The following is a 22,767-nucleotide window of genomic DNA, read 5'->3' on the forward strand; positions in this document are numbered from 1 at the left end:
TACCGTGGTCGGTGGCGTCGAGCAGACGTGGGGCTGGAGCCGCTCTCCCGGCAGTGGAGCGGAGTCCGTCGCAGAGTTCAGCAACTCCTGCTCACGAACTGCGCACTGACCACGTAGACGCGTGCACATGCGTCCTTGTCGGCCGAGCCGGGCGGCGGAAACGAGGACTGCTGCCATGGCACGTCTGTCCACCACGGACCAGCTCGCCGACCTGCGGCGCACCTACACGGGCGAGAACCTCTCGCAGGCCGTTCCCGCCGTGCGCGACGGGGCGCCGTTGCCCGACGCGACCACCGCGGCCCAGCAGCAGCTGGAGGCCAAGGTGCTGCTCGCCGGCTGCACGGCGGCGAGCATCGTCCAGCTCATGCCCCCGGCGAGCATCACGACGCCCACCCACGCGTTCCGCGCGGTGGAGCCGGGGGAGGCGGTCCGGCTGCACCTCGCGCCGCGCGTGCTGGGGCCGTTGCTGTTCGAGCTGCTGCCGCGCACCGAGGGCGGCTACGGCATGGGTGTCGCGGGGCTCGTCCACCGGCAGCACCGGCGCTCCGCCGAGCTCACCACAGGGGAGGCGTCGGTGGTCCTCGCCGGTGTCGACCAGGCGGTGTGGGACCAGGGCATGCGGTACGTGCGGTGGATGCACGAGTTCCGCGGCGTCGAGTACGCAGACGGCGGCGGGCTCGACGAGGAGGTCGCGCAAGCGGCCACTGGGAGCGCTCTCCTGCGCCGGGTGCACCTGTGGCACGACGCGTGCTGGCTCCGTGCGCTTCCGCTGGGTGACGGCTGGTTCGTCGAGTGGCCGGGCGGTCCTTCCGAGGCCGGCGTCCGGGAGAAGCTCGCCCGCCCGCGGTTCGGCACGGCGCACGAGGTCGTGCTGCAGCGCAGCGAGGCGCCGGCCGAGGACGTCGACCGGGGCATGCGCACCTACCCGTGGCCGGAGGAGTTCGTGTCTGCCGTCACGGCTGGTGAGCCCGATCAGCGCCACGGGCGCCGGTAGACTGCCCTTTCGCCCGCAGGAACGATCGTCAGGAGGACCCCGGTGACCCAGCAGGCTGCCGAGGCCCAGTCCGAAGCCACGCGCAAGGCCCCGCGCGTGCTCGTCGCCGAGGACGAGGCGCTCATCCGCCTCGACCTCGTGGAGATGCTGCGCGAGGAGGGCTACGACGTGGCCGGTGAGGCCGCGGATGGTGAAGAGGCGATCAAACTCGCGACCGAGCTCGACCCCGACCTGGTGATCCTGGACGTCAAGATGCCCAAGGTCGACGGGATCGAGGCCGCGCAGCACATCGCGGGCAACCGGATCGCGCCGGTCGTGATCCTCACTGCGTTCAGCCAGCGCGAGCTGGTCGAGCGCGCCCGTGACGCGGGTGCGATGGCGTACTTGGTCAAGCCGTTCGCGAAGCGGGACCTGGTGCCCGCGATCGAGCTGGCGATCAGCCGGTTCAACGAGCTCGCGGCACTGGAGCAGGAGGTCGCCGGTCTGACCGAGCGGCTGGAGACCCGCAAGGTCGTGGAACGGGCCAAGGGCATCCTCATGACCAAGCAGGGTCTGAGCGAGCCGGAGGCGTTCCGGTGGGTGCAGCGCACCGCCATGGACCGCCGCACCACGATGAAGGCCGTGGCCGAGGCCGTCATCGAGAACTTCGGCTGAGCTCCAGCCAGACCGAGTCCGCCTGCCGTCCCGGATCCTCGGGGCGCAGGCGGACTTCGACGTCGTGACTGCTCTTGAGCGCGAGGAGCAGCTCGTGCCGGCCGCCGACGCCACCGGGCGTGGCGACCGTGGCCGCGTGGTGCCGATCGACGTACACCTCGAAGCCCGCCACGGGAGCCACTGACGGTGTGGCGCTGCCGTCGAGGGTGACGACGAGCGTTGCCTCGTTCGGGGTCACAGCGGCGAACTCAGCGGTCATCACGGGCACGGCGGGCGGCAGGGGCCCTGGGGCGTTCGGCAGCCGCGCCCGCGTCTCGCCCGGCACCTCCAGGTAGCTCTCCAGCACCTGCGCCTGCGACGCGCCCGGCATCCGCAGCACGAACGGCGACAGCGCCCCGGTCTCGGGTCCGAGCAGCTCGGCCGGGACGTCACCGGCCACGGTGACCTCGGAGTCCTGCGCCGCCGACCAGCCCTCGGTCTGCGGCCGCAACGGGATTCGCGCCGTTCCGAGCTGCGCCACCAGGCCGTTCACGTCACCGCCGTCGCCCAGCCGGACCGTGGCGCGCAGCCGGGCGGACGGCGCGTTCCGCAACGGTGTGCGCGCCACGCCGATGCCTGGCGCCTCCTCCTCCGGCTCCAGCACGCGCAACGTGCCCGCCACGACGGGCGTCTCGACGACCTCGGTGACCGGCCGCGGTCCGCCGGAGATCCCGACGGTGTCGACCTCGACCCGTCCCGGCCGTCCCGGCGGCGCGGTCACGCCGACCAGCACGGTCGCCTGCCGCCACGCGGGCACCGCGGCCGAGCGGGAGATCTCCGCGCCGTCCTGCAGCACGCGCACGCCGTCACGGGTCAGCACCACCTCGAACCGGTGCAGCACGCCCGCGCCGCGCGTGCCGGCGACCGAGTCGTCCACCACCACGCGGATCGCGCCGGCCGGGGGAGTGGGTCCGGCCAGGTCGGGCGTGCCCGGCACGAGGTCCACCACGAGCTTGCCGCGGGGACCCGCCGCCGACGTCACCACCGCGACACGCCCGAGCTCGCCGGCGTCTTCGAGCACCAGCGGTGACCGCGCCCGCAGGACCGCCGTGCCCTCGCCGCACGGCATGTCGACCACGAGCCGGCCCGAGCCCAGCGAGGGGTTCACGCAGCCGCGCCGGCCGCTGAGGTGGAAGTGCCGCTCCACCCGCGGGTCGTCGAACTCCTCCAGGAACCCGGACACCCGCTGCCGCCACGCCCCGTCGTCCCCCGCGCGTTCCTCGGCGCGGACCGGCGCCGACCGCCGGCCGTGCGCGTCGACCGCCCGCACCTCCGGTGTGCCACCGCCGGCGACCTCGGGTGACGCGACCAGCCTGCCCGACACCTCGTAGCCCGCGGCGCCCGCCACGGGAGACCATTGCACCCGCCCGTCGTTGCTCCAGACGGAGGACGGTGCCGAAATCGAGCCTGAACGGGGCGGTGGCTTGACATAGTCGGCCGTGTAGCTCGTCAGCCGCACAGGTTCCGAGCTGGGGTTTTGCGGGTCCGGGCCGGGGTCGCGCAGCACCAGGACCGCCGAGGTCAGCACCCCGGCGGCAGCGATGACTGCGACCAAACGACGACGCGGAGTCATACGCCCAGGCTATGGCAGCAGTCCAAAGAGTGAACGAAGGTTACTGACGGTGACTTTCCTTAAACAAAACATAACGCCGAGTTGCGTTATGGTCACGAGCCCATTGGCGTTGATGACTGGGGTCACAATCAGCGCCTAGGGTCCGGCCATCCCTCAGCAGAGGGGCGTGGAGCGGTGCGCGGAGATCTCGCCATCGCAGTGAGCACGGATAGAGGAGGGACTCACGTGCGTAAGCACCTTGTGAAGTCCGCAGCGATCGTCGGCGCCACGCTGCTCGTCGTCGCGGCCTGTGGCACGAATGACAAGACCGAAGCGGGCGGCACCGGGGGCAGCTGCGACACGTCGAAGGGCACGCTGACCGTCGGCGTTGTCGCTCCGCTGTCCGGAAACCTGTCGGCGCTCGGCATCGGCATCAAGCAGTCCGCTGAGCTCGCCGTGGACGAGGCCAACAAGAAGTGCACCGTCAAGGGCTACAAGCTCCAGGTGTCGGCCCAGGACGACGAGGCGAACCCGGCCAAGGGCGCCCAGGCGGCCACCAAGCTGTCGACCGACCCGAACGTCGTCGGCGTCGTCGGCACGCTGAACTCGTCGGTCGCCCAGACGGTGCAGCCGATCCTGCGCGACAAGAAGATCCCGCAGGTGTCGCCCGCGAACACCAACCCGTCGCTGACCAGGGGCAACGACTTCCTGACGGCGCCGAAGCGGCAGTTCGACAACTACTTCCGCGTCTGCGCGACCGACGACCTGCAGGGCCCGTTCGCGGCCAACTACATGGTCGAGAAGGCCGGCAAGAAGAAGATCGCGATCATCACGGACGGCAAGACCTACGGCAAGGGTCTGGCGGACGAGTTCGCGAAGCAGGTCGCCAAGAAGGGCGGCACGATCGTCGGCACCGAGACCGTCGGTGAGAAGGACACGGACTTCTCCGGCGTCGTGTCGAAGATCAAGGGCCTCGCGCCCGAGGCCGTCTACTACGGCGGTGAGTACCCGGCCGCCGGTCCGCTGTCCAAGCAGATGAAGGACAACGGCCTGAACGTCCCGCTCATGGGCGGCGACGGCATCTACGACCAGAAGTTCATCGACCTCGGCGGCAAGGAGGGCGACCTCGCCACCTCCGTCGGTGCGCCGACCGAGTCGCTGGAGACCGCCAAGGCCTTCGTGACCGCGTACAAGGAGAAGTTCGGCAAGGAGGACTTCGCCGCCTACGGTGCGTTCTCCTACGACGCCGCGAACGCGATCATCGGTGGTCTGGCCAAGACCGTCGAGGGCGGCGAGTGGGGCGACGCCAAGCGCGACGCCATGCTGACCAACGTCGGTGCCTACAGCGGTTCCGGCGCCACCGGTGAGGTCAAGTTCGACCAGTACGGCGACAGCACCAACAAGGTCCTGACCGTCTACCAGGTCACCGGCACCAAGTGGGATGACGTGCAGACCGGCGAGTACACGGGCTGACCGACTGCTGATCGTTAAATGAAGCTGCGGCGGGGGCGGGCGAAGTTTGCTCGCCCCCGCCGTCTACGGAGGTAGTCGTGTCAGTCCTGCTCCAACAGCTGGCGAACGGGGTCGTGCAGGGCGCTTTGATCGCCCTGATCGCCCTCGGGTACACGATGGTGTACGGCATCATCCAGCTGATCAACTTCGCCCACGGTGAAGTCTTCATGGTGTCCTCGTACGGAGGACTCGCCACGTTCACGCTTCTTCCTGACGACCTCAAGAAGTCGCCTGCCGTGGCTCTGCCGCTGATGTTCCTGGGCGGCATCCTCGTCGCGGTCGTCGTGGCCGTGGTCATGGAACGCTTCGCCTACCGGCCGCTGCGCAACGCGCCCCGGCTCGCGCCGCTCATCACGGCGCTCGGCGTCTCGGTGTTCCTCCAGGAGGCCGTGCGCGTCTGGTACCCCGACGCCACGTCCAACCTGCCCTACCCGAAGGTCTTCCCGACGGGGAGCCTCGCCCTCGGCCCCATCAGCGTGCCGTGGACCGGCGTGCTGCTCGTGGTGCTGTCGGTCGGTCTGTCGATCCTGCTGCAGACCTACATCAACCGGTCGCGGATGGGCCGTGCGATGCGGGCCACCGCGCAGGACCCCGACACCGCGAAGCTGATGGGCATCAACCCCGACCGCGTGATCGTGCTGACGTTCGTGTTCGGTGCCGTGCTCGCCGGTGTCGCCGGCGTCATGTTCGGCGGATACCTGAACAACATCAACATCGACATGGGCTTCCAGAACGGCATCTTCGCCTTCACGGCGGCCGTGCTGGGCGGCGTCGGCAGCATCCGCGGTGCGGTCATCGGCGCGTTCATCATCGGTCTGATCAAGACCCTGGCCGGCCAGTACATGCCGGGCGGTACCCAGTACGACTACGTCTGGATCTTCGTCGTGCTGATCCTCGTGCTCGTCTTCCGCCCGCAGGGTCTGTTCGGCGAGCCGGAAAGGGTGCGCGCATGACCACGACCGCTGCTGAGAAGCGCTCCGCTCTCGCGCCACTGGGCAAGCCGTTCGCGGCCGTCGGCGGCGTGCTGTCGATCGTCGCGGCCATGCTGCCGTGGGTCACGTTCCCGCTCAACGACGGGAACTGGCCGGACAAGTCGACGCTGTCGTTCTTCGACGCGCCGTTCGCGCTCACCGGCTTCCGCTGGCACATGCTGGTGCTCGGTGTGCTCGTGCTCGTCGCCGCCTTCGCGCCGACCCCGTCCAAGGGCCGCGTCGTGCGCGCGCTGGGCTGGGGCGTCCTGTCGGTGGCCGCCATCAACGGCATCTACCTCGTCGTCAAGGGCGGCGGGTTCGGTGCCATCACCGCGTACAAGGACGTGGTGGCGTTCGGCAGCATCGCCGGCGTCGTCGCCGGTGTGCTGGTGATCCTCGCCGGCTACGGCATCGGCATCGAGCCGCCCGGCAACTGGCGGATCAAGCTCAGCACGCCGGTGGCGTACCTGGTGCTGCTGGTGTCGTTCGGCGCGGTGCTCTACGCCGTCTCCGCGATGCTGACCACCGGCGGTGTCGGTGCCGGCAACCCGTACGCGGGCGCCATCTTCCTGTCGTTCCTCGGCTTCGCCGGCGGACTGCTGGCAGCGCTCAACGGCATCGGCTACACCAAGTGGATCTCGCACCTGTCCGAGGAACACCGCGTGTTCAGCGTGATCGTGCTCCTGGCGTGCGCGCTGCTGCTGCCGTTCACCGATGCCGGCAACGAGTACTGGATGACGGTCGCGGCGAACATCGGCATCTACGCCGCCACCGCGATCGGCCTGAACATCGTCGTCGGCCTCGCCGGTCTGCTCGACCTCGGGTACGTGGCGTTCATGGGCATCGGCGCGCTCGTCGCGGCGAACTTCTCCGGTGCCGCCGCCGCGAACTTCGGCATCGACCTGCCGTTCCCGGTGGCCGCGGTCATCGCGGCGGTCGTGGCTGGCATCTTCGGCGCCATCGTCGGTTCGCCGACGCTGCGCGTGCGCGGTGACTACCTGGCGATCGTGACGCTGGCGTTCGGTGAGATCTTCACCCGCTCCGCGCAGAACAACATCGGCGGCATGACCAACGGCTCCAACGCCATCCCGGGCGTCCCGCAGCTGTCGCTGTTCGGCACTGAGTTCAACAAGCAGCTGACCCTCGGCTCGGTGAAGCTGCCGGCCGGTGTCCTCTACTACGTGCTCATCGTGCTGCTGGTCGCGGCGACGATGACGGTGTTCGCGAACCTCAAGTTCAGCCGCATCGGCCGTGCCTGGATCGCGATCCGCGAGGACGAGGACGCGGCCCGCGCGATGGGCATCCGCACCGGCAAGATGAAGATCCTCGCGTTCCTCATCGGCGCCATGCTGGCCGGTCTCGCGGGTGCGGTGTTCGCGCACAAGAACGGCACCGTGTCCTACGAGTCGTTCAAGTTCCTCGAGTCGATCACGCTGCTCGCGGCGGTCATCCTCGGCGGCATGGGCTCGATCCCCGGCGCCGTGCTCGGTGCCGCGCTGCTGTTCGTGCTGCCCGAGAAGCTGCGCGACTTCGAGGACTACCGCCTGATGATCTTCGGCCTCGCGCTGGTGCTCATCATGCGGTTCCGCCCGCAGGGCCTGATCCCCGACGCGCACCGGCGCGCGGAGCTGGCCGATGAGAACGTCGACGGCACCCACGTCGACGAGCTGCCGAAGGAGGCGAAGGCGTGACGCCGGTGTTGGAGGCGCGTGACGTCTCGATGGTCTTCGGTGGCCTCAAGGCGCTGAAGAACGTGACGTTGTCGCTCGACGAAGGCAAGATCGTCGGCCTGATCGGCCCGAACGGCGCGGGGAAGACCACGTTCTTCAACTGCCTCACGGGTCTGTACACGCCGACCACCGGCCAGGTGCTGCTCAAGGGCAACGTCCTGCCCGGCGACCCGGCCAAGGTGACCGACGCGGGTCTCGCCCGCACGTTCCAGAACATCCGGCTGTTCCCCAGCATGACCGTGCTGGAGAACGTCATGGTGGGCAGGCACGTGCGGATGAAGCAGGGCCCGCTGGCGTCGCTGTTCCACGGCCCGGCCTACCACCGCGGCGAGAAGGCGGCCCGCGAGCGCTCCCGCGAGCTGCTCGAGTTCGTCGGCCTGCGCGGACCGGACGACGAGCTCGCGCGCAACCTCCCGTACGGCGACCAGCGCCGTCTTGAGATCGCGCGCGCGCTGGCCACCGACCCGTCGGTGCTGCTGCTCGACGAGCCCACTGCGGGCATGAACCCGCAGGAGACGGAAGCGACGCAGCAGCTGATCTTCCGCATCCGCGAGACGGGTGTGTCCGTGGTCGTCATCGAGCACGACATCAAGTTCATCTTCGGGCTGTGCGACTCGGTCTCCGTGCTCGTGCAGGGCGAGCTGCTCGTCGAGGGCAGCCCCGAGGTCGTGCGCGCTGACCCGCGGGTCATCGAGGCCTACCTCGGCAAGCCGCCGGAGGAAGTCGAGCACGACATCGAGGCCGCGAAGGGGGAGCAGGCATGAGCCCGCTGCTCGAAGTCCGCAACCTCTCGGTCGCCTACGGCGCGATCGAGGCCGTCCGCGACATCTCGTTCACCGTCGAGGCCGGTCAGATCGTGTCGCTGATCGGCTCGAACGGTGCGGGGAAGACCACGACCCTGCGCACCATCTCGGGTCTGCTGCGCCCGGTGTCCGGCGAGATCCTGTTCCAGGGCAAGCCGATCCACAGCGAGCCGGCCCACGCCATCCTCGGCATGGGCATCTCGCACTCACCGGAGGGCAGGCGGCTCTTCCCGCGGATGACCGTGGAGGAGAACCTCCAGCTCGGCGCCTACGTCCGCAAGGACGACGGCGTGCAGGCCGACATGGACCGGGTCTACGAGCTGTTCCCCGTCCTGGGCGAGCGCCGGCACAACAAGGCCGGCCTCTTCTCCGGCGGTGAGCAGCAGATGCTCGCCATCGGCCGCGCGATGATGTCCAAGCCGCGCCTGCTCATGCTCGACGAGCCCTCCATGGGCCTCTCGCCGATCATGACCCAGCGCATCTTCGACACCATCAAGGAGCTGCAGTCGCTCGGCACCACCATCCTCCTGGTGGAGCAGAACGCACTGGCCGCCCTCGCGTTGTCGCACCACGGCTACGTGATCGACCTCGGCCGGACCACGCTGAACGGTCCCGGGCACCAGCTGCTGGCCGACCAGCGGGTGCGCGACGCGTACCTGGGCGAGTCGCACTGAGCCGGTAGCACGGCGAACGGGGCGGAGGAACCTTCCTCCGCCCCGTTTCGCTGTTCAGCCCGGCCGTGGTCCACGTTCGGGCGTGACGAGTCGAAAGCGCAGGTGGCTCCAGGCCAGCGCCGCATCCACTGTGGACACCGGGTGGGACCTGCCCCGGTGCTCAGGCCCCCGGTGCCTTGGGGCGGATGATGCACGTGAGGCGCGCGGTGCAGGTCCGCTTGCCCTCCTCGTCGGAGATGGCGATCTCGAACGTCGCCGTGGACCGTCCCAGGTGGAGCGGGCGGCACACGCCCGTCACGATCCCCTCGCGCGCCGCGCGGTGGTGCGTGCAGGACAGCTCCAGCCCGAGGGCGATGGAGCCGAACGACGCCGCGTGCATGGTGGCCGCGACCGAGCCCAGCAGCTCGGCGAGCACCGCGTTCGCGCCGCCGTGCAACAGCCCGAACGGCTGGCGGTTGCCCTTGACCGGCATGGTGCCGACCATCTCCTGGACATCCCATCGGGTGATTTCTATGCCCATGCGGGTGTGCAACTGCTCGTCTGCGTACTCGGTGGGCAGGTCGCCGATCACGTGCGCTCCAGGGCTCAAGCGAAACTGTCAGACCACCACCCTAGACTCGGGCTCGTGACTCCCTCAGACGTGAAGCGGCTCCTGCTCATCGACGGTCACTCGATGGCCTATCGAGCGTTCTACGCCCTGCCCGCCGAGAACTTCCGGACGGCCACCGGGCAGGTCACGAACGCCGTGTACGGGTTCACGTCCATGCTCATCAACATCCTGCGCGACGAGCAGCCCACGCACGTGGCGGTGGCGTTCGACGTCTCCCGCAAGACGTTCCGCTCCGAGCAGTACCCCGAGTACAAGGCCGGTCGCTCCAAGACGCCGGACGAGTTCCGCAGCCAGGTCTCGCTGATCGGCGAGGTCCTCGACGCGCTCCAGATCTGCAAGATGGAGAAGGAGGGCTTCGAGGCCGACGACGTCATCGCCACGCTGACCACGCAGGCGGTGGAGCAGGGCTTCGAGGTGGAGATCGTCACCGGCGACCGGGACGCGTTCCAGCTCGTCAACGACAAGGTGACGGTGCTGTACCCGGTCAAGGGCGTGTCCGAGATGGGCCGGTTCACCCCGGCCTACGTCGAGGAGAAGCACGGCGTGAAGCCCGAGCAGTACGCCGACTACGCGGCGGTGCGCGGCGACTCGTCGGACAACCTGCCGAACACGCCCGGAGTGGGCCCCAAGACGATCATCAAGCTGCTCAACCAGTTCGGCGGGCTCGACGGGCTGGTCGACCGCGTGGACGAGGTGCCGGGCAAGGTCGGCGAGGCGCTGCGCGGCAACCTGAGCAACATCATCATGAACCGCCAGCTCACCGAGCTGGTGCGCGACCTGGAACTGCCGTACCAGATCGACGGTCTGGCGGTGAGGCAGTGGGACCGCGACGCGGTGCACCGGCTGTTCGACGAGCTGGAGTTCCGCGTCCTGCGCGACCGGCTGTTCCAGACCCTGTCGACCGCGGAGCCCGAGGCCGAGGAGGGCTTCGAGGTCTCCGGCGGCGCGATCCCGGCCGGCACGCTGGCCACATGGCTCGACGAGCACGCCCGTGGCGCCCGCGTCGGCGTGGCGCTGCGGATCGCGGGCCAGGACGTCGAGGGCGTCGCCCTGTGCACCGCCTCCGGTGAGGGCGGCTACGTCGCCGTCGAAGGCCTCGACGAGGCCGACGAGCAGGCGCTCGCCGCGTGGCTGGCGGACGAGGGCGTCACCAAGGCGGGCCACGACCTGAAGCTGCCACTGCGCCGGGTCCGCGCCCGCGGCTGGAAGCTGCGCGGCCTGACCTCGGACACGGCGCTCGCGGCGTACCTGGTGCGTCCCGGCCAGCGCTCGTTCGCCCTCGACGACCTGGCGCTGCGCTACCTCAAGCGCGAGCTGCGGGCCGAGGAGTCCGGTGACGGCCAGCTGTCGCTGCTGTCGGACGAGTCGGAGGAGGCCGCCAAGGTCGCCACCGGCGCGATCCTGCGCGCCCGCGCCGTGGCCGAGCTCGCCGACCGCCTCGACGCCGAGCTGGTGACGATCGGCGGCGCCGACCTGCTGGCGAACCTCGAGCTGCCGCTGATGAACGTGCTGGACGAGGTCGAGGCCGTCGGCATCGCGATCGACGTCGACCACCTGTCCGAGCTGGAGGCGCACTTCGCGGCCGGCGTGAAGCAGGCGGCGCAGGACGCGTACTCGGTGATCGGCAAGGAGATCAACCTCGGCAGCCCCAAGCAGCTGCAGGCGGTCCTCTTCGACGAGCTGAACATGCCGAAGACGAAGAAGACCAAGACCGGCTACACCACGGACGCCGACGCGCTGCAGAACCTGTTCGAGCAGACCGAGCACCCGTTCCTGCAGCACCTGCTGTCGCACCGCGACGTCACCCGACTCAAGTCCACTGTGGACGGCCTGCTGAAGTCGGTGGCCGACGACGGCCGCATCCACACGACGTTCCACCAGACGATCGCGGCGACCGGCCGGCTGTCCTCGACGGACCCGAACCTGCAGAACATCCCGATCCGCACCGACGAGGGCCGCCGCATCCGGCAGGCGTTCGTCGTCGGCGAGGGCTACGCCGAGCTGATGACCGCCGACTACAGCCAGATCGAGATGCGGATCATGGCGACGCTGTCCGGCGACGAGGGCCTGATCGCGGCCTTCAACTCCGGCGAGGACCTGCACACCTACGTTGCCTCGCAGGCGTTCTCGATCCCCACCTCCGAGGTGACCGGCGAGATGCGCCGCCGCATCAAGGCCATGTCGTACGGCCTCGCCTACGGCCTGTCCGTCTTCGGCCTGTCGCAGCAGCTGCGCATTCCCACCGAAGAGGCCCGCGAGCAGATGGAGGCGTACTTCTCCCGCTTCGGCGGCGTGCGCGACTACCTCAACGAGATCGTGGAGAAGGCCCGCAAGGACGGCTACACCGAGACCGTGCTGGGCCGCCGCCGCTACCTGCCCGACCTCAACTCGGACAACCGCCAGCGCCGCGAGATGGCCGAGCGCATGGCGCTGAACGCCCCGATCCAGGGCAGTGCCGCGGACATCATCAAGGTCGCGATGCTCGGTGTCTTCCGCGCCCTGGAGTCCTCCGGCCTGCGTTCCCGCATGCTGCTCCAGGTCCACGACGAACTGGTGCTGGAGATCGCCGACGGCGAGCGCGAGGCGGTCGAGGCCCTGGTCCGCGACCAGATGGGCAACGCTTACCAGCTCCAGGTGCCGCTGGAGGTCTCGGTGGGCGTCGGCCGTTCGTGGGACGACGCGGCGCACTAGGCCGTGTTTTAGATGTGGCGTAGCCAGATGTTGATGGCGGCGACGTGGACGGTGGCCTGGTAGCGGGTGGCGAGTTTGTCGTAGCGGGTGGCCACGGCCCGGTGTTGCTTGAGCAGGTTGATGCCGCACTCGACGGCGTGGCGCTGTTTGTAGACCTGCCGGTCGATCGCGGGTGGCCGTCCGCCTGCGGAGCCTTTGGCCTTGCGGTGGGCGGCTTGGTCGCGGGGCTGGTCGATGGTCACCTTGATCCCGCGGCGCCGCAGGTAGGCACGGTTGGCTTGGGAGCTGTAGGCCTTGTCCGCCAGAACCCGGTCCGGACGGGTCCTGGCGCGTCCGGGCCCCATGCGTGGCACCGAGATCTGCTCGATCACCGGTGTGAACTGCGGGCTGTCGCCCCGTTGCCCGGCGGTGACCAGCAGTGACAACGGCCTGCGGCCCTGCTCGCAGGCCAGGTGCAGCTTGCTGGTCCAGCCACCGCGCGACCGGCCCAGCCCGTGATCGTCGGGCTCGGTCCCGCCGGCCGGGGTGCCGGGCGGTTCGACCTGCAGATCCCCCTTTTCCGTGCGCCGGCGGCGTGCTGGTGCGCCCGCGTGATGGTGGAATCCACCGACACGTCCCACACGATCAACCCATCGGCATCGGCACGGGCCTGCAGCGCGGTCAGGATCTCCTGCCAGACTCCGGCCCGCTGCCAGCGGCGGAACAACCCGTACACGGTCTGCCAGGGACCGTAGTCAGGCGGGATGTCGCGCCACGGGGCACCGACGCGCACCCGCCACCGGATGCCGTCGATCAACTGCCTTTTGCTCCACTTCGGCGGGCGCCCCGGTTTACGCCCGACAGGCAGCAGCGGCTGCAACGCCGCCCATTGCGCGTCGGTCAGGTCGGCCCGCCCCGCTGCCGCTACGCTGGCCACGAGGTCTCCGGTATTGCGGGTTTGCTTGGTCGCTAACCCACTTACCGGAGACCTCGCCACGTTCCGGCACCGACACGCCGCCGATCACCTCACCTTTGAAACACGACCTAGCGCGACCGATCCGTTCCGCCGCACTGGAAAACTTGCCGTAGAACCTGAACTCTTCCCCTCAATTTGTTGCTCGTCAACGAGTTGAGGGGAAGAGTTCGGCTGTGGCCCCGCTCCCACGCCAGTCGGTGGGAACGCTCCAATGGTGTGTCCGCGCACGTCCGGCCCGCTCATGGCGTACCGAGTCGGCCTTGACATCGGCACCGCGCGCGTAGACCGCGGTCATCGGCCGTGATGCCACCACCCGCGCCCGCCGGCCGGTCAGCCGCCGGGCAGGGTGGCCCTGGCGCACCGGCGTCCTGTTCGTGCCGGGGCCGCACGAGGCCGGACAACTCGAACCCGATGTGGTTGAACCGCCGCCGACGTGGGTAGCCCCGGTGCGCGAGGAGGACCGGCCCCGCGGGTGGATCGGCGTTGCGCCGTTCGCCACCGCCGGGTTGGTCGCCCTAGCGGCGGCCGGAGGGTGCACGGCCCACGAGGTGACGCGGGAACCACCGCGTGTCGTGGCCGAGAGCGCCGAGGTCCCGCCGCCCGGAACGGCGTCGCCGCCCGCGCTGCAGCCATAACGGACGTTGATCCCGCCCATTCCGGCATCGAACCACCCCGGTTAACCGCCGTTGACACCGGCTGAACAAAACCAGCAGGCTGTCGGGGCGTCACATTAGGAGCCGATTTCAGTGGGGGATTTTTTCGGCTGCAAACGACCGACCGGGGAGACGGAATTGTCCATCGTCACTTCACTGGATTCGTCCATCGAGGAGCACGTTCACCGCGAGGTGGACAACGAGCAGCTGTGGGCCTCGCGCAAGTCGTTCTACGAAACGGGCTTCGCGCTCGTGTCCTACCTGTTGCCGGCCGACGTGAAAGCCATGGTGGCCGCAGAGGTGAACGACCTGCTCGCCGAGCAGTCGATCCGCAGGGACCTGCACCTCGCCGAGACCAGCAACAGCCCGCGGTACATGCGCAACGTCACGGCGGCCGACATCCGGGCCCACGCGGGTGCGACCGTCGACCTCTACAGCAGCCCCGCCTTCATCAGGGCGCTGAGCAACGTCGCAGGTGAGCAGGTTCTGGAGTGCCCGTACGAGCCGGAGCACTACGTCATCACCCACCTCGAGCGCCCCGGTGACACGCACGGGTGGCACTGGGACGACTACAGCTTCGGGGTCATCTACGTGGTGGACTGCCCGGACGTCGAGTTCGGCGGGTTCGTGCAGACGGTGCCCGGCACGTCCTGGGACAAGAAGAACCCGCAGGTCTTCAAGCAGCTGGTGAACAACCCCATCTATTCGTACGAGCTGCGGCCCGGCGACATCTACCTGCTGCGCACCGACACCACGTTGCACCGCGTGCACCCGGTCGAGGAAGGCGCCACGCGCACGATCATCAACATGGCTTACGCGGCCGAGCGGGATCTGAGCAAGGAAATCTCGCACGAAACCATGGAAGACCTTTTCCGCGTCTGAAATAAAGTATGAGGAGCGTCGTGGTCAACAAAGTGGTTCTTGCCTATTCCGGCGGTTTGGACACCTCGGTCATCCTGGCGTGGTTGAAGGAGACCTACGAGTGCGAGGTGGTCGCGTTCATCGCGGACCTCGGACAGGGTGAGGAGCTGGACAGGGCGAGGGACAAGGCGTACGCCATCGGTGCGGCGGAGGTGTTCGTCGAGGACCTGCGCGAGGAGTTCGCACGGGACTACGTCTTCCCGATGCTGCGGGCCAACGCCGTCTACGAGGACGGTTACCTGCTCGGCTCGGCGATCGGGCGGCCGTTGATCGCGGCCAAGCAGATCGAGATCGCGAAGACCGTCGGCGCGGACGCCGTGGCGCACGGCGCGACCGGCAAGGGCAACGACCAGGTGCGGTTCGAGCTCGCGTACCAGACGCTCAACCCGGACATCAAGATCATCTCACCGTGGCGGGAGTGGGACCTCAACACCCGCTCGCAGCTGCTCAAGTACGCCGCCGACCACGGCATCCAGATCGACAGCACCGGTGCGGCCGAGCGGCCGTACTCGGTCGACCAGAACCTGATGAACACCACCTACGAGGGCGAGGTGCTGGAAGACCCCGGCGCACTGCCCCCGCACGGCGTGTTCTTCCGGGTGCGCGACCTCGCGGAGGCACCGGACGAGCCGGAGCGCGTCACGATCACGTTCGAGGGCGGCGACCCGGTCGCGGTCGACGGCGTTCCGCTGAGCGCGACCGACACGTTCGGCAAGCTCAACGAGCTCGCGACGAAGCACGCGGTCGGCCGGGTCGACATGGTCGAGAACCGGATCATCGGCATCAAGACGCGTGGCGTGTACGAGACCCCCGGCGGTACGGTCCTGCTGACCGCGCGGCGCGCGCTGGAGGCGTTGACGCTCGACGGCGAGGTGGCGCTGCTCAAGGAGGAGCTGATGCCGCGCTACGCCAGGCTCGTCTACCGCGGTCTGTGGTTCGCCCCCGAGCGGGAGATGCTGCAGGCGGCGATCGACCACAGCCAGCAGAACATGTCCGGCGACGTCGAGGTGGCGCTGTACAAGGGGAACGTGAGCGTGCTGCGGCGCACCTCGCCGTTCTCCCGGCACAGCCGCAAGCGCGTGTCGTTCGAGGCGGGCGTGGGCGCGGCCGCCTACGAGCGGCACCACCCGGAGGGCTTCATCCGGATGAACGCGCTGCGCTTCGCGTCGGTCGCCGCGGCGGCCGACCCAGCGCCTGAGGGAGTTTCATGAGGATCGTCTTCTTCGGCTACGGCGAACTCGGCGCGGTGGTGCTCAGCGCGCTCGTCGAACACCACGACGTCGTGCTGGTGCTGACCCACCGCACCGAGTTCACCGGGCTCGGTGAGCCCCACGTGGCCGACCTGGTCGAGCAGCACGGGCTGCGGTCCGTGACCTCGTCGAACGGGCGCGAGCCCGACCTCCCGGCGCAGCTGCGGGAGCTGGGAGCGGACGCGATCGTGTCCACGAACTGGCGCACCCGGCTGCCCGGCGAGCTGCTGACCACCTCGCGGCTGGGCGCGTTGAACGTGCACGACGCGCTGCTGCCGAAGTTCTCCGGGTTCGGTGCCGTCAACTGGGCGGTGCGGGAGCACGAGAGCGAGACCGGCGTGACGGTGCACCTGATGGAACCCGAGCTCGACACGGGGCCCGTCGTGGTGCAGCGGGTCGTGCCGATCGGCGACCACGACACGGCCACCGAGGTCTACGAGCAGGTGACCGCGCAGTACGTGCCGGCGACGCTGGAGGCGCTGCAGAAGCTGGCCGCGGGCGACCGGGGCACCGCGCAGGACGCGTCGAAGCGCACGTTCTGGCACCGGATCACCGAGGACGACACCAGGATCGACTGGACGAGGAGCACCAGGGAGATCTACGACCTGGTCCGCGGCCAGTCCGACCCGTACGTGAACGCCTGGACGACGCTCGACGGCCGCAAGGTCGCGGTGAAGAGGGCCGCGCCGCCGTCGATGGGCTTCTGCGGCACGCCCGGCCGGGTCGTGCGGCAGGCGGACGGGGGTGTCGCGGTCGTGACGGGCACCGAGGGCATCATCCTGCTGGAGGTCCAGGTCGACGGCGAAGAAGCACGTCCGGCGGCCGAGGTGTTCAAGAAGATGGGCGGCCGGCTCACCTGATCGTGGCCATGCGGGAGGATGCGGTGCGTGCGTACCGCATCCTTCACGCCGATCAACACGGCGATCCCCAGTCCCGGTTACGTCCAGGCGGCCAGCGTGCCCGGCGGCAGCAAGCTGCTGTTCGTGAGCGGTCAGATCCCGGTCGACGCCGACGGCAACGTGCCCGACAACTTCGACGACCAGTGCCGCCAGGCGTGGGCGAACGTGTTCGCCGCGCTCGAAGCGGCCGGCATGGACCGCACGAACATCGTCAAGGCGACGACGTTCCTGTCCGACCGCAAGTACCGCGGCGCCAACTCCCGCGTGCGCCAAGAGGTCCTCGGTGACCACGAGCCGGCGGTCACGGTGATCGCCTGCGACATCTACGAGGAGGAGTGGCTCCTGGAGATCGAGGTCGTCGCGGCCACCAGCGGGTGAGCGACCGGATCTCCGCGAGCGTCCGGTCCACCTCCTCCGGTGTGTTCGTGATGGCGGCGCCGATCCGCGCATGGGGCCGCCGGTAGGGCGCGGTGGTGATCTGGATCCGTTTCCGCTCAAGGCGGGCGACGAGCTGGTCGCCGGTCTGCCCGGTGACGTCGAAGCACACGAGCCCCGCGGACAGGTCCTGGTCGCGGGGCGTGTGCACGGTGACGCCGGGCAGCTCGGCGAGTCCTTCCTTGAACCGCGTGGCCAGCTCGGTGATCCGGGCGGCCACGCGGTCCCGGCAGCGCCGTGCCGCCGCGGCCGCCCAGGCTCGGCAGCAGTGGCACCACCTGCGGCTTCACCTACGTCATGCCGGTGCCGCGCGGCCTGGACAACCACTTGTGCGTGCCCGCGACGAACACGTCCGTGCCGGTCCGCGCGGGGTCCTCGTCCACGGCGGCCAGCCCGTGCACGCCGTCGACGACCAGCAGGCAGCGGTCCTCCTGCGCGCGTCCCCTGTTCGCCTCGGCGACCACTTCGGCGCACGTGCGCACGGGCATGCGCAGGCCCGTGCCGGACTGCACCTGGGTGATGCCGACGGCACGGGTCCGCGGGGTGATCGCGCTCGCGCGGGTTCGACGCCAGGTAGAACTGGCCGAAGTTCACCAGATCGGGGTCCAGCCGGAACTCGCGCCGCACGGCGCCCCAGCCCAGTCCCTGCGCGGCCGGTGCGACGGCGAGCAGTCCGGCCCCGACGAGGAAGTCACGACGATCCACGCCTGTCATGGAACCTCGCGAGCGGGTTCCGTGTCTCCTCCTGCGCGAACGGAACACCGGTGTTGAGCGCTTTCGCGCCGATCGCGCACAGCTCGCCGAGCATGCTCACGCCGATCGACAGCTGCGTGGGCGCGTGCCCGCCGATCAGGAACCCCAGCCCGGTGCTCACGCCGATCGACGCCACCCACACGAGCAACGTCCACGGCGTGTACCGCTGCCACAGGTGCCCGTCGCGTTCGTAGAGCTTGGTCGTGACGCCCCGGAGCACGCCGAACGCGAACCCCGCCGCGAGCGGCAGCAGGTAGCTCGCGTGGAAGTCCGTCGTCGCCCTGATCCCGAAGAACAGCAGGAACACGGGTGGCGCGAGGAGGTCCCTGGCGTTGAGCGGTTCACCCAGGAACCTGCGCACGAGCACGTACAGGACACCCGCTGCTATCAGCAGATACGTCATGGCTTCCCCCTAAGTAGCATGACCCTGCTACTTAAACTAGCAGGGTCGTGCTACAAAGTGGCCGTGTCTCCCCGAGTCGTCGATCCCGCCACCCGCCGCAAGCACGTCGCCGAGGCGGTGTTCCGCGTCGTCGTGCGCGACGGCGTCGAGGGCGCCTCGCTGCGCACCGTCGCCCTGGAGGCGGGCCTCGCCATCGGCTCGGTCCGCCACTACTTCGACAACCACGACGCGATGATCGTCTTCGCGGTCGAGGCGCTGGTGGACTCGATCGGCGCCCGCGTGCTGGCCCACGTCGAGCGGCTGGGCGAGGCCGAGGGCAGGCCGGGTGTGCTCGTCCTGTCGGAGGTGCTGCCGCTGGACGACCGCCGCCGCGACGAAGCCGTCCTGTGGCTGGCCTTCGCGACGGCGGCGCGCACCAGGCCGGCCCTGCTCCCGCACGCCGAACGGCTGTACGACGGGCTGCGGTTCCTCTGCGGGGAGGTCGTGCGTCGGATGGTCGCGGAGGGCACCGCCGCCGCGGACCTCGACGTGCGGGTGGAGGTCGAGCGGCTGGCGGCACTGGTGGACGGGCTCACCGTCGGAGGGGTGCTGCACCCCGATCGGATGACACCGGAACTGGCGGTGGCGTTGCTGCACCGGCACCTGGAGTCGCTGCGGTAGCACCGGTCGTGGCCCGGAACGCCGAAACGCGTTGCCCCGAACGCCGAGTAGTGCATCCTCGTAGACGCACACGCGTGCTCATCTACTGGGGGATGGGGGTGTGGGCGTGAAAGCGCTCGTACTGGGGCCAGTCGAAGTGTGGGTCGGCGACAGACAGGTGAACCTCGGCGGACCGAAGCCGAGAACCCTGCTCGCCGCGTTGTTGTTGCAACCGAGGCAGGTCGTGCCGGTGGAACGGCTGATCGACCTCATCTGGGACGACCAGCCGCCGCAGACCGCGGTCGCGCTGGTGCACACCTACGTGTCGTCGTTGCGCAGGGCGCTCGACAAAGCGCTGATCACGCGCGCACCGGGGTACGTGCTCGACGTCGACAGCGATGCCGAGATGTTCGCCGGGCACGTCGCCACGGCGCGGCAGGCGGAGCGGGCAGGGGACCTGAGCACCGCCGTCGCGCACTACCGGCAGGCGCTGGCGCTGTGGCGCGGACCGGCGTTGCACGGGGTCGAGGCGCAGTTCGCACGGGGGCACGCGCTCGCACTCGGCGAGCAGCGGCTCAGCGCCGAGGAAGGCCTCGGCAGGTGTGAGCTGCACCAGGGCCGGGAGCAGGACGCGATCAGCAGGCTCACCGCGTTGGCCAACGCGCACCCGGCGCGCGAGGAGACACGTGAGCTGCTCATGCGGGCATATCACCGTGCGGGGCGCACAGCGGATGCGCTCGCGGTGTACCGGGAAGCCCGCGAGTACCTGCTGGACGAGCTGGGGATCGAGCCGGGCGAGAAGCTCAGGGACCTGCAGACCGCGATCCTGAACGGCACGATCGAGGAGTCGCCCGCCAGGGCGGTGCCGGCACCGGTCGTGGTCCGGCCGCAGGTGGTCCCGCACCACCTGCCGCCGGACATCAGCGACTTCACCGGCCGCGAGGAGGCGCTCAAGCAGGTCATGGCGCTGTGCGAGGCGCCGGCGGACAGCACCGCGACGCCGACGGTCGTGGTCTCCGGGTTCGGCGGAGCCGGCAAGTCGGCGCTGGCCGTGCACGCCGCGCACCTGTTGCGCCGCACCTACCCCGACGGTCAGCTGTTCGCCGACCTGCGCGGGGCCGTGCGCGACCTCGAACCGCAGGAGGTGCTCGGGCGGTTCCTCGGCCTGCTCGGCATCCCCGGCAACGACCAGCCGGCGGCACCGGACGAACGCGTCGAGCTGTACCGGCGCACGGTCGCGGACCGCAGGCTGGTGGTCGTGCTCGACAACGCCAGGAGCGAGGCGCAGGTGAGGCCGCTGCTGCCGGGCAACGCCAACTGCTTCGTGATCATCACCAGCCGCAGCCGGCTCACCGGCCTGGAGGGTGCGGAACCGATCGAGCTGGGGTTCCTCGGCGAGGAGGTCTCCGCGGAGATGCTGAGCCGCATCGTCGGCACCGAGCGCGTCGGCGGTGAACCCGAGGCCGCGCAGCAGATCACGAGGCTGTGCGGCGGGGTTCCGCTGGCGCTGCGGGCGGCGGGCGCGAAGCTGCTCGCCCGGCCGCACTGGCCGCTGCGGACGCTGGCCAGGCGGCTGTCCGACGAACGGCGCCGGCTCGACGAGCTGGAGACGGGCGACCTGGCGATCCGCTCGTCGCTGCGGCTCAACTACGCCGAGCTGGACGCCCGGCACCGCAGGGCCTTCCACCTGCTGTCGCTGCTCGACCTGCCGGACTTCGGCGCGTGGGTCGCGGCGCCGTTGCTGGACATCCCGCCCTACGACGCCGAGGACGTCGTCGAGCACCTGGTGGACCTGCGGCTGGTGGACGTCGCGGGCGTCGACCAGCTCGGCCGGGTGCGCTACCGGTTCCACGACCTGGTGCAGCTCTTCGGCGCCGAGCAGGCGGCGGCGGAACCGGCGGAGGAGGTCGCGGCGGCCGTCGCGCGCACGCTCGCGACGTGGCTCGCGCTCGTGGAGACCGCGGTGCGGGCCTTGCCGCGCGTGACGCTCGGCCTGCGCCCTCCGCTCGCCCCGCCGGTCGAGGTGGACCCGCGGCTGGCCGAGGACGTCGAGGAGGACCCGACCGGCTGGCTGCACGCGGAGACCGGTGCGGTGGTGCGGGTCGTGGAACGCGCGCACGACCTCGGTGTCGACGAGCTGACCACGACCGTCATCGCGTCGCTGCTGTCGTCGCCCTTCGCTGCCCGCAACGAGTTCGGCAACTGGCAGCGCACCCACGAGGTCGCGCTGCGGGCCGCCCGCGACCGCGGCAACCGGCGTGCGGAGGCGGTGCTGCTGGCCGGGCTCGGGCAGCTGCGCTACGAGCAGGACGACTTCGCCGAGGCGTTGCGGAACTTCGAGCAGGCCGCGGAGATCGCGCGGGACATCGGCGAGACCGCGACGCTCGCCGTCGCGTGCGTGGGCATGGGCACGGTCCTGCGCGACCTCGCGGAGTTCGAACCGGCCCGCGAGCTGCTCGGCCAGGCGATCGCGCTGGGGGACGAGGGGGTCGTCGCCGCCGCGAGCTACGGCGTCGGTGCGATCCACCGCGACCACGGCGACCTCACCGAGGCGGTCGCGGCGTTCGAGCGGTGCGTCGAGCTCTACCGTCGGCTCGGCGACCAGCGCGGTGAGGCGCTGGCGTTGCGCGGGCTGAGCCTGTGCCACCGCGCGGCGGGGACGTACGTGCGGGCGGTGGAGCTCAGCCGGGACGCGGAGCGCGTCCTGCGCGCCGCCGGGGACGAGCTCGGTGCCACCTACGCGGTCCAGTCGCTCGCCAAGGCGGCGCTGCGGGCGGGTGAGGCCGCCGGTGTCACCGACGTCGAGGACCTGCTGGCCGGGTGCCTGGAGGTCTGCACCCGCCAGCACGACCGGTTCGGCGTGGCGCTCGTGACGAGGACGCTCGGCGAGGCCGCGCTGGCGCGGGGCAGCGACGACGAGGCCGTCGGCCTGTTGCGGGACGCGCTGGACCGGTGGACCGCGCTGGGGCTGCCGATCTGGCGGGCCCGCACGATGCGCGACCTCGCCGCCGCGACCGGGGACGAGGAGGTCTGGGCCGAGGCCAAGGCGCTCTTCAGCGTGCTGCGCGCACGGGAGGCGGGGGAGCTGGCGGGGCTCAGCGCCGTCGAGTGGCGGGCGGCGCACCTGCCCGCGTGAACCACGGCCTCGCCCGGTGCCACCCGCCGGGCGAGGTCACCCGCGCGCCGTCACGTGCACGTCCCGCGCGGTCAGCTCGGCCCCGCAGTCCGCGCACTCGACCTTCGCCCGCACGCCACCGCCGCAGTCGCGGTGCTCCAGCGTGAACGACTCGTCCTCCTGCTCGGTCAGCATCCACTTCTCGCCCCACGTCCGCAGCGCCATCAGCACCGGGTAGAGGTCCTTGCCCTTCTCCGTGAGGCGGTACTCGTGCCGTGTGCGCCCATCGGCCTGGTACGGCACGCGCTTGAGCACGCCCTCGTCGAGCAACATGCTCAGCCGGTCGGTCAGCACGCTGCGGGAGATCTCCATCGTCGTCTGGAAGTCCTCGAACCGCCGGGTGCCCAGGAAGATCTGGCGGAGCAGCAACAACGTCCAGCGCTCGCCCAGCAGTGCGGCCGGGCGGCCCAGCGTGCACGGCAGGCTGGCGAAGCTCGCGTACGACATGCCCCCA

The 22,767-nt window shown here is 70.1% G+C and carries 19 protein-coding genes and 1 pseudogene; 14 read left to right on the forward strand and 6 right to left on the reverse strand.

The window, feature by feature from the left end:
• Nucleotides 1-175: 175 nt before the first annotated feature.
• Both ACVDFE_RS15235 and ACVDFE_RS15240 read left to right on the forward strand, forming a co-directional pair.
• A complete protein-coding gene (locus tag ACVDFE_RS15235) occupies nucleotides 176-994 on the forward strand; it encodes a hypothetical protein (RefSeq protein WP_458430818.1) in 819 nt (272 codons plus the stop codon).
• Nucleotides 995-1,036: 42 nt separating this feature from the next.
• Nucleotides 1,037-1,648: an ANTAR domain-containing response regulator gene (locus ACVDFE_RS15240; protein WP_360390086.1), complete on the forward strand. Its 612-nt coding sequence runs from the start codon at nucleotides 1,037-1,039 to the stop codon at nucleotides 1,646-1,648.
• Here the strand turns inward: ACVDFE_RS15240 and ACVDFE_RS15245 are convergent.
• The gene (locus tag ACVDFE_RS15245) at nucleotides 1,629-3,035 is read right to left on the reverse strand and encodes a hypothetical protein (RefSeq protein ID WP_458430819.1); all 1,407 of its coding nucleotides are present in this window, start codon (nucleotides 3,033-3,035) and stop codon (nucleotides 1,629-1,631) included. The two genes, ACVDFE_RS15240 and ACVDFE_RS15245, sit on opposite strands and share 20 nt — an antisense overlap.
• A 450-nt stretch (nucleotides 3,036-3,485) precedes the next feature.
• Between ACVDFE_RS15245 and ACVDFE_RS15250 the strand changes: the two genes are divergently transcribed.
• From ACVDFE_RS15250 to ACVDFE_RS15270, 5 genes are all read left to right on the forward strand, one after another.
• The gene (locus ACVDFE_RS15250) at nucleotides 3,486-4,712 is read left to right on the forward strand and encodes a branched-chain amino acid ABC transporter substrate-binding protein (RefSeq protein ID WP_360390081.1); all 1,227 of its coding nucleotides are present in this window, start codon (nucleotides 3,486-3,488) and stop codon (nucleotides 4,710-4,712) included.
• A 77-nt stretch (nucleotides 4,713-4,789) separates the two neighbouring features.
• Complete coding sequence (locus ACVDFE_RS15255; RefSeq protein ID WP_360390078.1) at nucleotides 4,790-5,704, forward strand: branched-chain amino acid ABC transporter permease; 915 nt, start codon at nucleotides 4,790-4,792, stop codon at nucleotides 5,702-5,704.
• Nucleotides 5,701-7,413 carry a branched-chain amino acid ABC transporter permease gene (locus tag ACVDFE_RS15260; RefSeq protein ID WP_360390075.1) on the forward strand — a complete coding sequence of 571 codons (1,713 nt, stop codon included), beginning with the start codon at nucleotides 5,701-5,703 and terminating at the stop codon, nucleotides 7,411-7,413. The genes ACVDFE_RS15255 and ACVDFE_RS15260 overlap by 4 nt, the downstream gene beginning before the upstream one ends.
• Nucleotides 7,410-8,216 carry an ABC transporter ATP-binding protein gene (locus ACVDFE_RS15265; RefSeq protein ID WP_360390072.1) on the forward strand — a complete coding sequence of 269 codons (807 nt, stop codon included), beginning with the start codon at nucleotides 7,410-7,412 and terminating at the stop codon, nucleotides 8,214-8,216. The genes ACVDFE_RS15260 and ACVDFE_RS15265 overlap by 4 nt, the downstream gene beginning before the upstream one ends.
• Complete coding sequence (locus ACVDFE_RS15270) at nucleotides 8,213-8,929, forward strand: ABC transporter ATP-binding protein (protein ID WP_360390069.1); 717 nt, start codon at nucleotides 8,213-8,215, stop codon at nucleotides 8,927-8,929. The genes ACVDFE_RS15265 and ACVDFE_RS15270 overlap by 4 nt, the downstream gene beginning before the upstream one ends.
• Nucleotides 8,930-9,089: 160 nt before the next feature.
• Here the strand turns inward: ACVDFE_RS15270 and ACVDFE_RS15275 are convergent, their stop codons facing one another.
• The gene (locus tag ACVDFE_RS15275) at nucleotides 9,090-9,449 is read right to left on the reverse strand and encodes a hotdog fold thioesterase (RefSeq protein ID WP_360391443.1); all 360 of its coding nucleotides are present in this window, start codon (nucleotides 9,447-9,449) and stop codon (nucleotides 9,090-9,092) included.
• 153 nt (nucleotides 9,450-9,602) lie between these two features.
• Between ACVDFE_RS15275 and polA the strand changes: the two genes are divergently transcribed.
• Nucleotides 9,603-12,230 (forward strand): DNA polymerase I, encoded by a 2,628-nt coding sequence (gene polA / locus ACVDFE_RS15280; protein WP_458434340.1) that lies wholly within the window; start codon nucleotides 9,603-9,605, stop codon nucleotides 12,228-12,230.
• Between the two features lie 8 nt (nucleotides 12,231-12,238).
• Here polA and ACVDFE_RS15285 read toward each other — a convergent pair.
• Nucleotides 12,239-13,146, reverse strand: a pseudogene (locus tag ACVDFE_RS15285) (IS5 family transposase).
• An 830-nt stretch (nucleotides 13,147-13,976) separates the two neighbouring features.
• Between ACVDFE_RS15285 and ACVDFE_RS15290 the strand changes: the two are divergent.
• The 4 genes from ACVDFE_RS15290 to ACVDFE_RS15305 are packed head-to-tail and all read left to right on the forward strand — an operon-like array spanning nucleotide 13,977 to nucleotide 17,286.
• On the forward strand, nucleotides 13,977-14,720 hold the full coding sequence (locus ACVDFE_RS15290; protein ID WP_360390064.1) for a HalD/BesD family halogenase: 744 nt from the start codon (nucleotides 13,977-13,979) through the stop codon (nucleotides 14,718-14,720).
• Between the two features lie 20 nt (nucleotides 14,721-14,740).
• Nucleotides 14,741-15,970, forward strand: coding sequence for an argininosuccinate synthase (locus ACVDFE_RS15295; protein ID WP_360390061.1), 1,230 nt, complete (start codon nucleotides 14,741-14,743; stop codon nucleotides 15,968-15,970).
• The gene (locus ACVDFE_RS15300; RefSeq protein WP_458430820.1) at nucleotides 15,967-16,869 is read left to right on the forward strand and encodes a methionyl-tRNA formyltransferase; all 903 of its coding nucleotides are present in this window, start codon (nucleotides 15,967-15,969) and stop codon (nucleotides 16,867-16,869) included. Before ACVDFE_RS15295 ends, ACVDFE_RS15300 begins: the two co-directional genes overlap by 4 nt.
• 27 nt (nucleotides 16,870-16,896) lie before the next feature.
• The gene (locus tag ACVDFE_RS15305) at nucleotides 16,897-17,286 is read left to right on the forward strand and encodes a RidA family protein (RefSeq protein WP_360390054.1); all 390 of its coding nucleotides are present in this window, start codon (nucleotides 16,897-16,899) and stop codon (nucleotides 17,284-17,286) included.
• Between the two features lie 347 nt (nucleotides 17,287-17,633).
• On the opposite strand, the gene ACVDFE_RS15310 is transcribed toward ACVDFE_RS15305, so the two are convergent.
• Together ACVDFE_RS15310 and ACVDFE_RS15315 are read right to left on the reverse strand one after the other, a co-directional pair.
• On the reverse strand, nucleotides 17,634-17,891 hold the full coding sequence (locus tag ACVDFE_RS15310) for an aminotransferase class V-fold PLP-dependent enzyme (RefSeq protein WP_458434341.1): 258 nt from the start codon (nucleotides 17,889-17,891) through the stop codon (nucleotides 17,634-17,636).
• Nucleotides 17,892-18,034: 143 nt separating this feature from the next.
• A complete protein-coding gene (locus ACVDFE_RS15315; RefSeq protein WP_458430821.1) occupies nucleotides 18,035-18,499 on the reverse strand; it encodes a DUF1453 domain-containing protein in 465 nt (154 codons plus the stop codon).
• A gap of 63 nt (nucleotides 18,500-18,562) precedes the next feature.
• On the opposite strand from ACVDFE_RS15315, the gene ACVDFE_RS15320 reads away from it, so the two are divergent.
• Both ACVDFE_RS15320 and ACVDFE_RS15325 read left to right on the forward strand, forming a co-directional pair.
• The gene (locus ACVDFE_RS15320) at nucleotides 18,563-19,159 is read left to right on the forward strand and encodes a TetR/AcrR family transcriptional regulator (RefSeq protein ID WP_458430822.1); all 597 of its coding nucleotides are present in this window, start codon (nucleotides 18,563-18,565) and stop codon (nucleotides 19,157-19,159) included.
• A 106-nt stretch (nucleotides 19,160-19,265) separates the two neighbouring features.
• Nucleotides 19,266-22,274 carry a BTAD domain-containing putative transcriptional regulator gene (locus tag ACVDFE_RS15325; RefSeq protein WP_458430823.1) on the forward strand — a complete coding sequence of 1,003 codons (3,009 nt, stop codon included), beginning with the start codon at nucleotides 19,266-19,268 and terminating at the stop codon, nucleotides 22,272-22,274.
• A 36-nt stretch (nucleotides 22,275-22,310) separates the two neighbouring features.
• On the opposite strand, the gene ACVDFE_RS15330 is transcribed toward ACVDFE_RS15325, so the two are convergent.
• Complete coding sequence (locus ACVDFE_RS15330; RefSeq protein ID WP_360390039.1) at nucleotides 22,311-22,760, reverse strand: winged helix-turn-helix transcriptional regulator; 450 nt, start codon at nucleotides 22,758-22,760, stop codon at nucleotides 22,311-22,313.
• Nucleotides 22,761-22,767: the final 7 nt, after the last annotated feature.

The organism is Lentzea chajnantorensis, from assembly GCF_054300775.1.

Bases quoted from the DNA above. Each gene is read 5' to 3' on its own strand.
- ACVDFE_RS15235 (WP_458430818.1), top strand. From the start codon at position 176: ATGGCACGTCTGTCCACCACGGACCAGCTCGCCGACCTGCGGCGCACC.
- ACVDFE_RS15260 (WP_360390075.1), top strand. From the start codon at position 5,701: ATGACCACGACCGCTGCTGAGAAGCGCTCCGCTCTCGCGCCACTGGGC.
- ACVDFE_RS15270 (WP_360390069.1), top strand. From the start codon at position 8,213: ATGAGCCCGCTGCTCGAAGTCCGCAACCTCTCGGTCGCCTACGGCGCG.
- ACVDFE_RS15275 (WP_360391443.1), bottom strand. From the start codon at position 9,449: ATGGGCATAGAAATCACCCGATGGGATGTCCAGGAGATGGTCGGCACC.
- polA (WP_458434340.1), top strand. From the start codon at position 9,603: ATGGCCTATCGAGCGTTCTACGCCCTGCCCGCCGAGAACTTCCGGACG.
- ACVDFE_RS15300 (WP_458430820.1), top strand. From the start codon at position 15,967: ATGAGGATCGTCTTCTTCGGCTACGGCGAACTCGGCGCGGTGGTGCTC.
- ACVDFE_RS15315 (WP_458430821.1), bottom strand. From the start codon at position 18,499: ATGACGTATCTGCTGATAGCAGCGGGTGTCCTGTACGTGCTCGTGCGC.
- ACVDFE_RS15330 (WP_360390039.1), bottom strand. From the start codon at position 22,760: ATGTCGTACGCGAGCTTCGCCAGCCTGCCGTGCACGCTGGGCCGCCCG.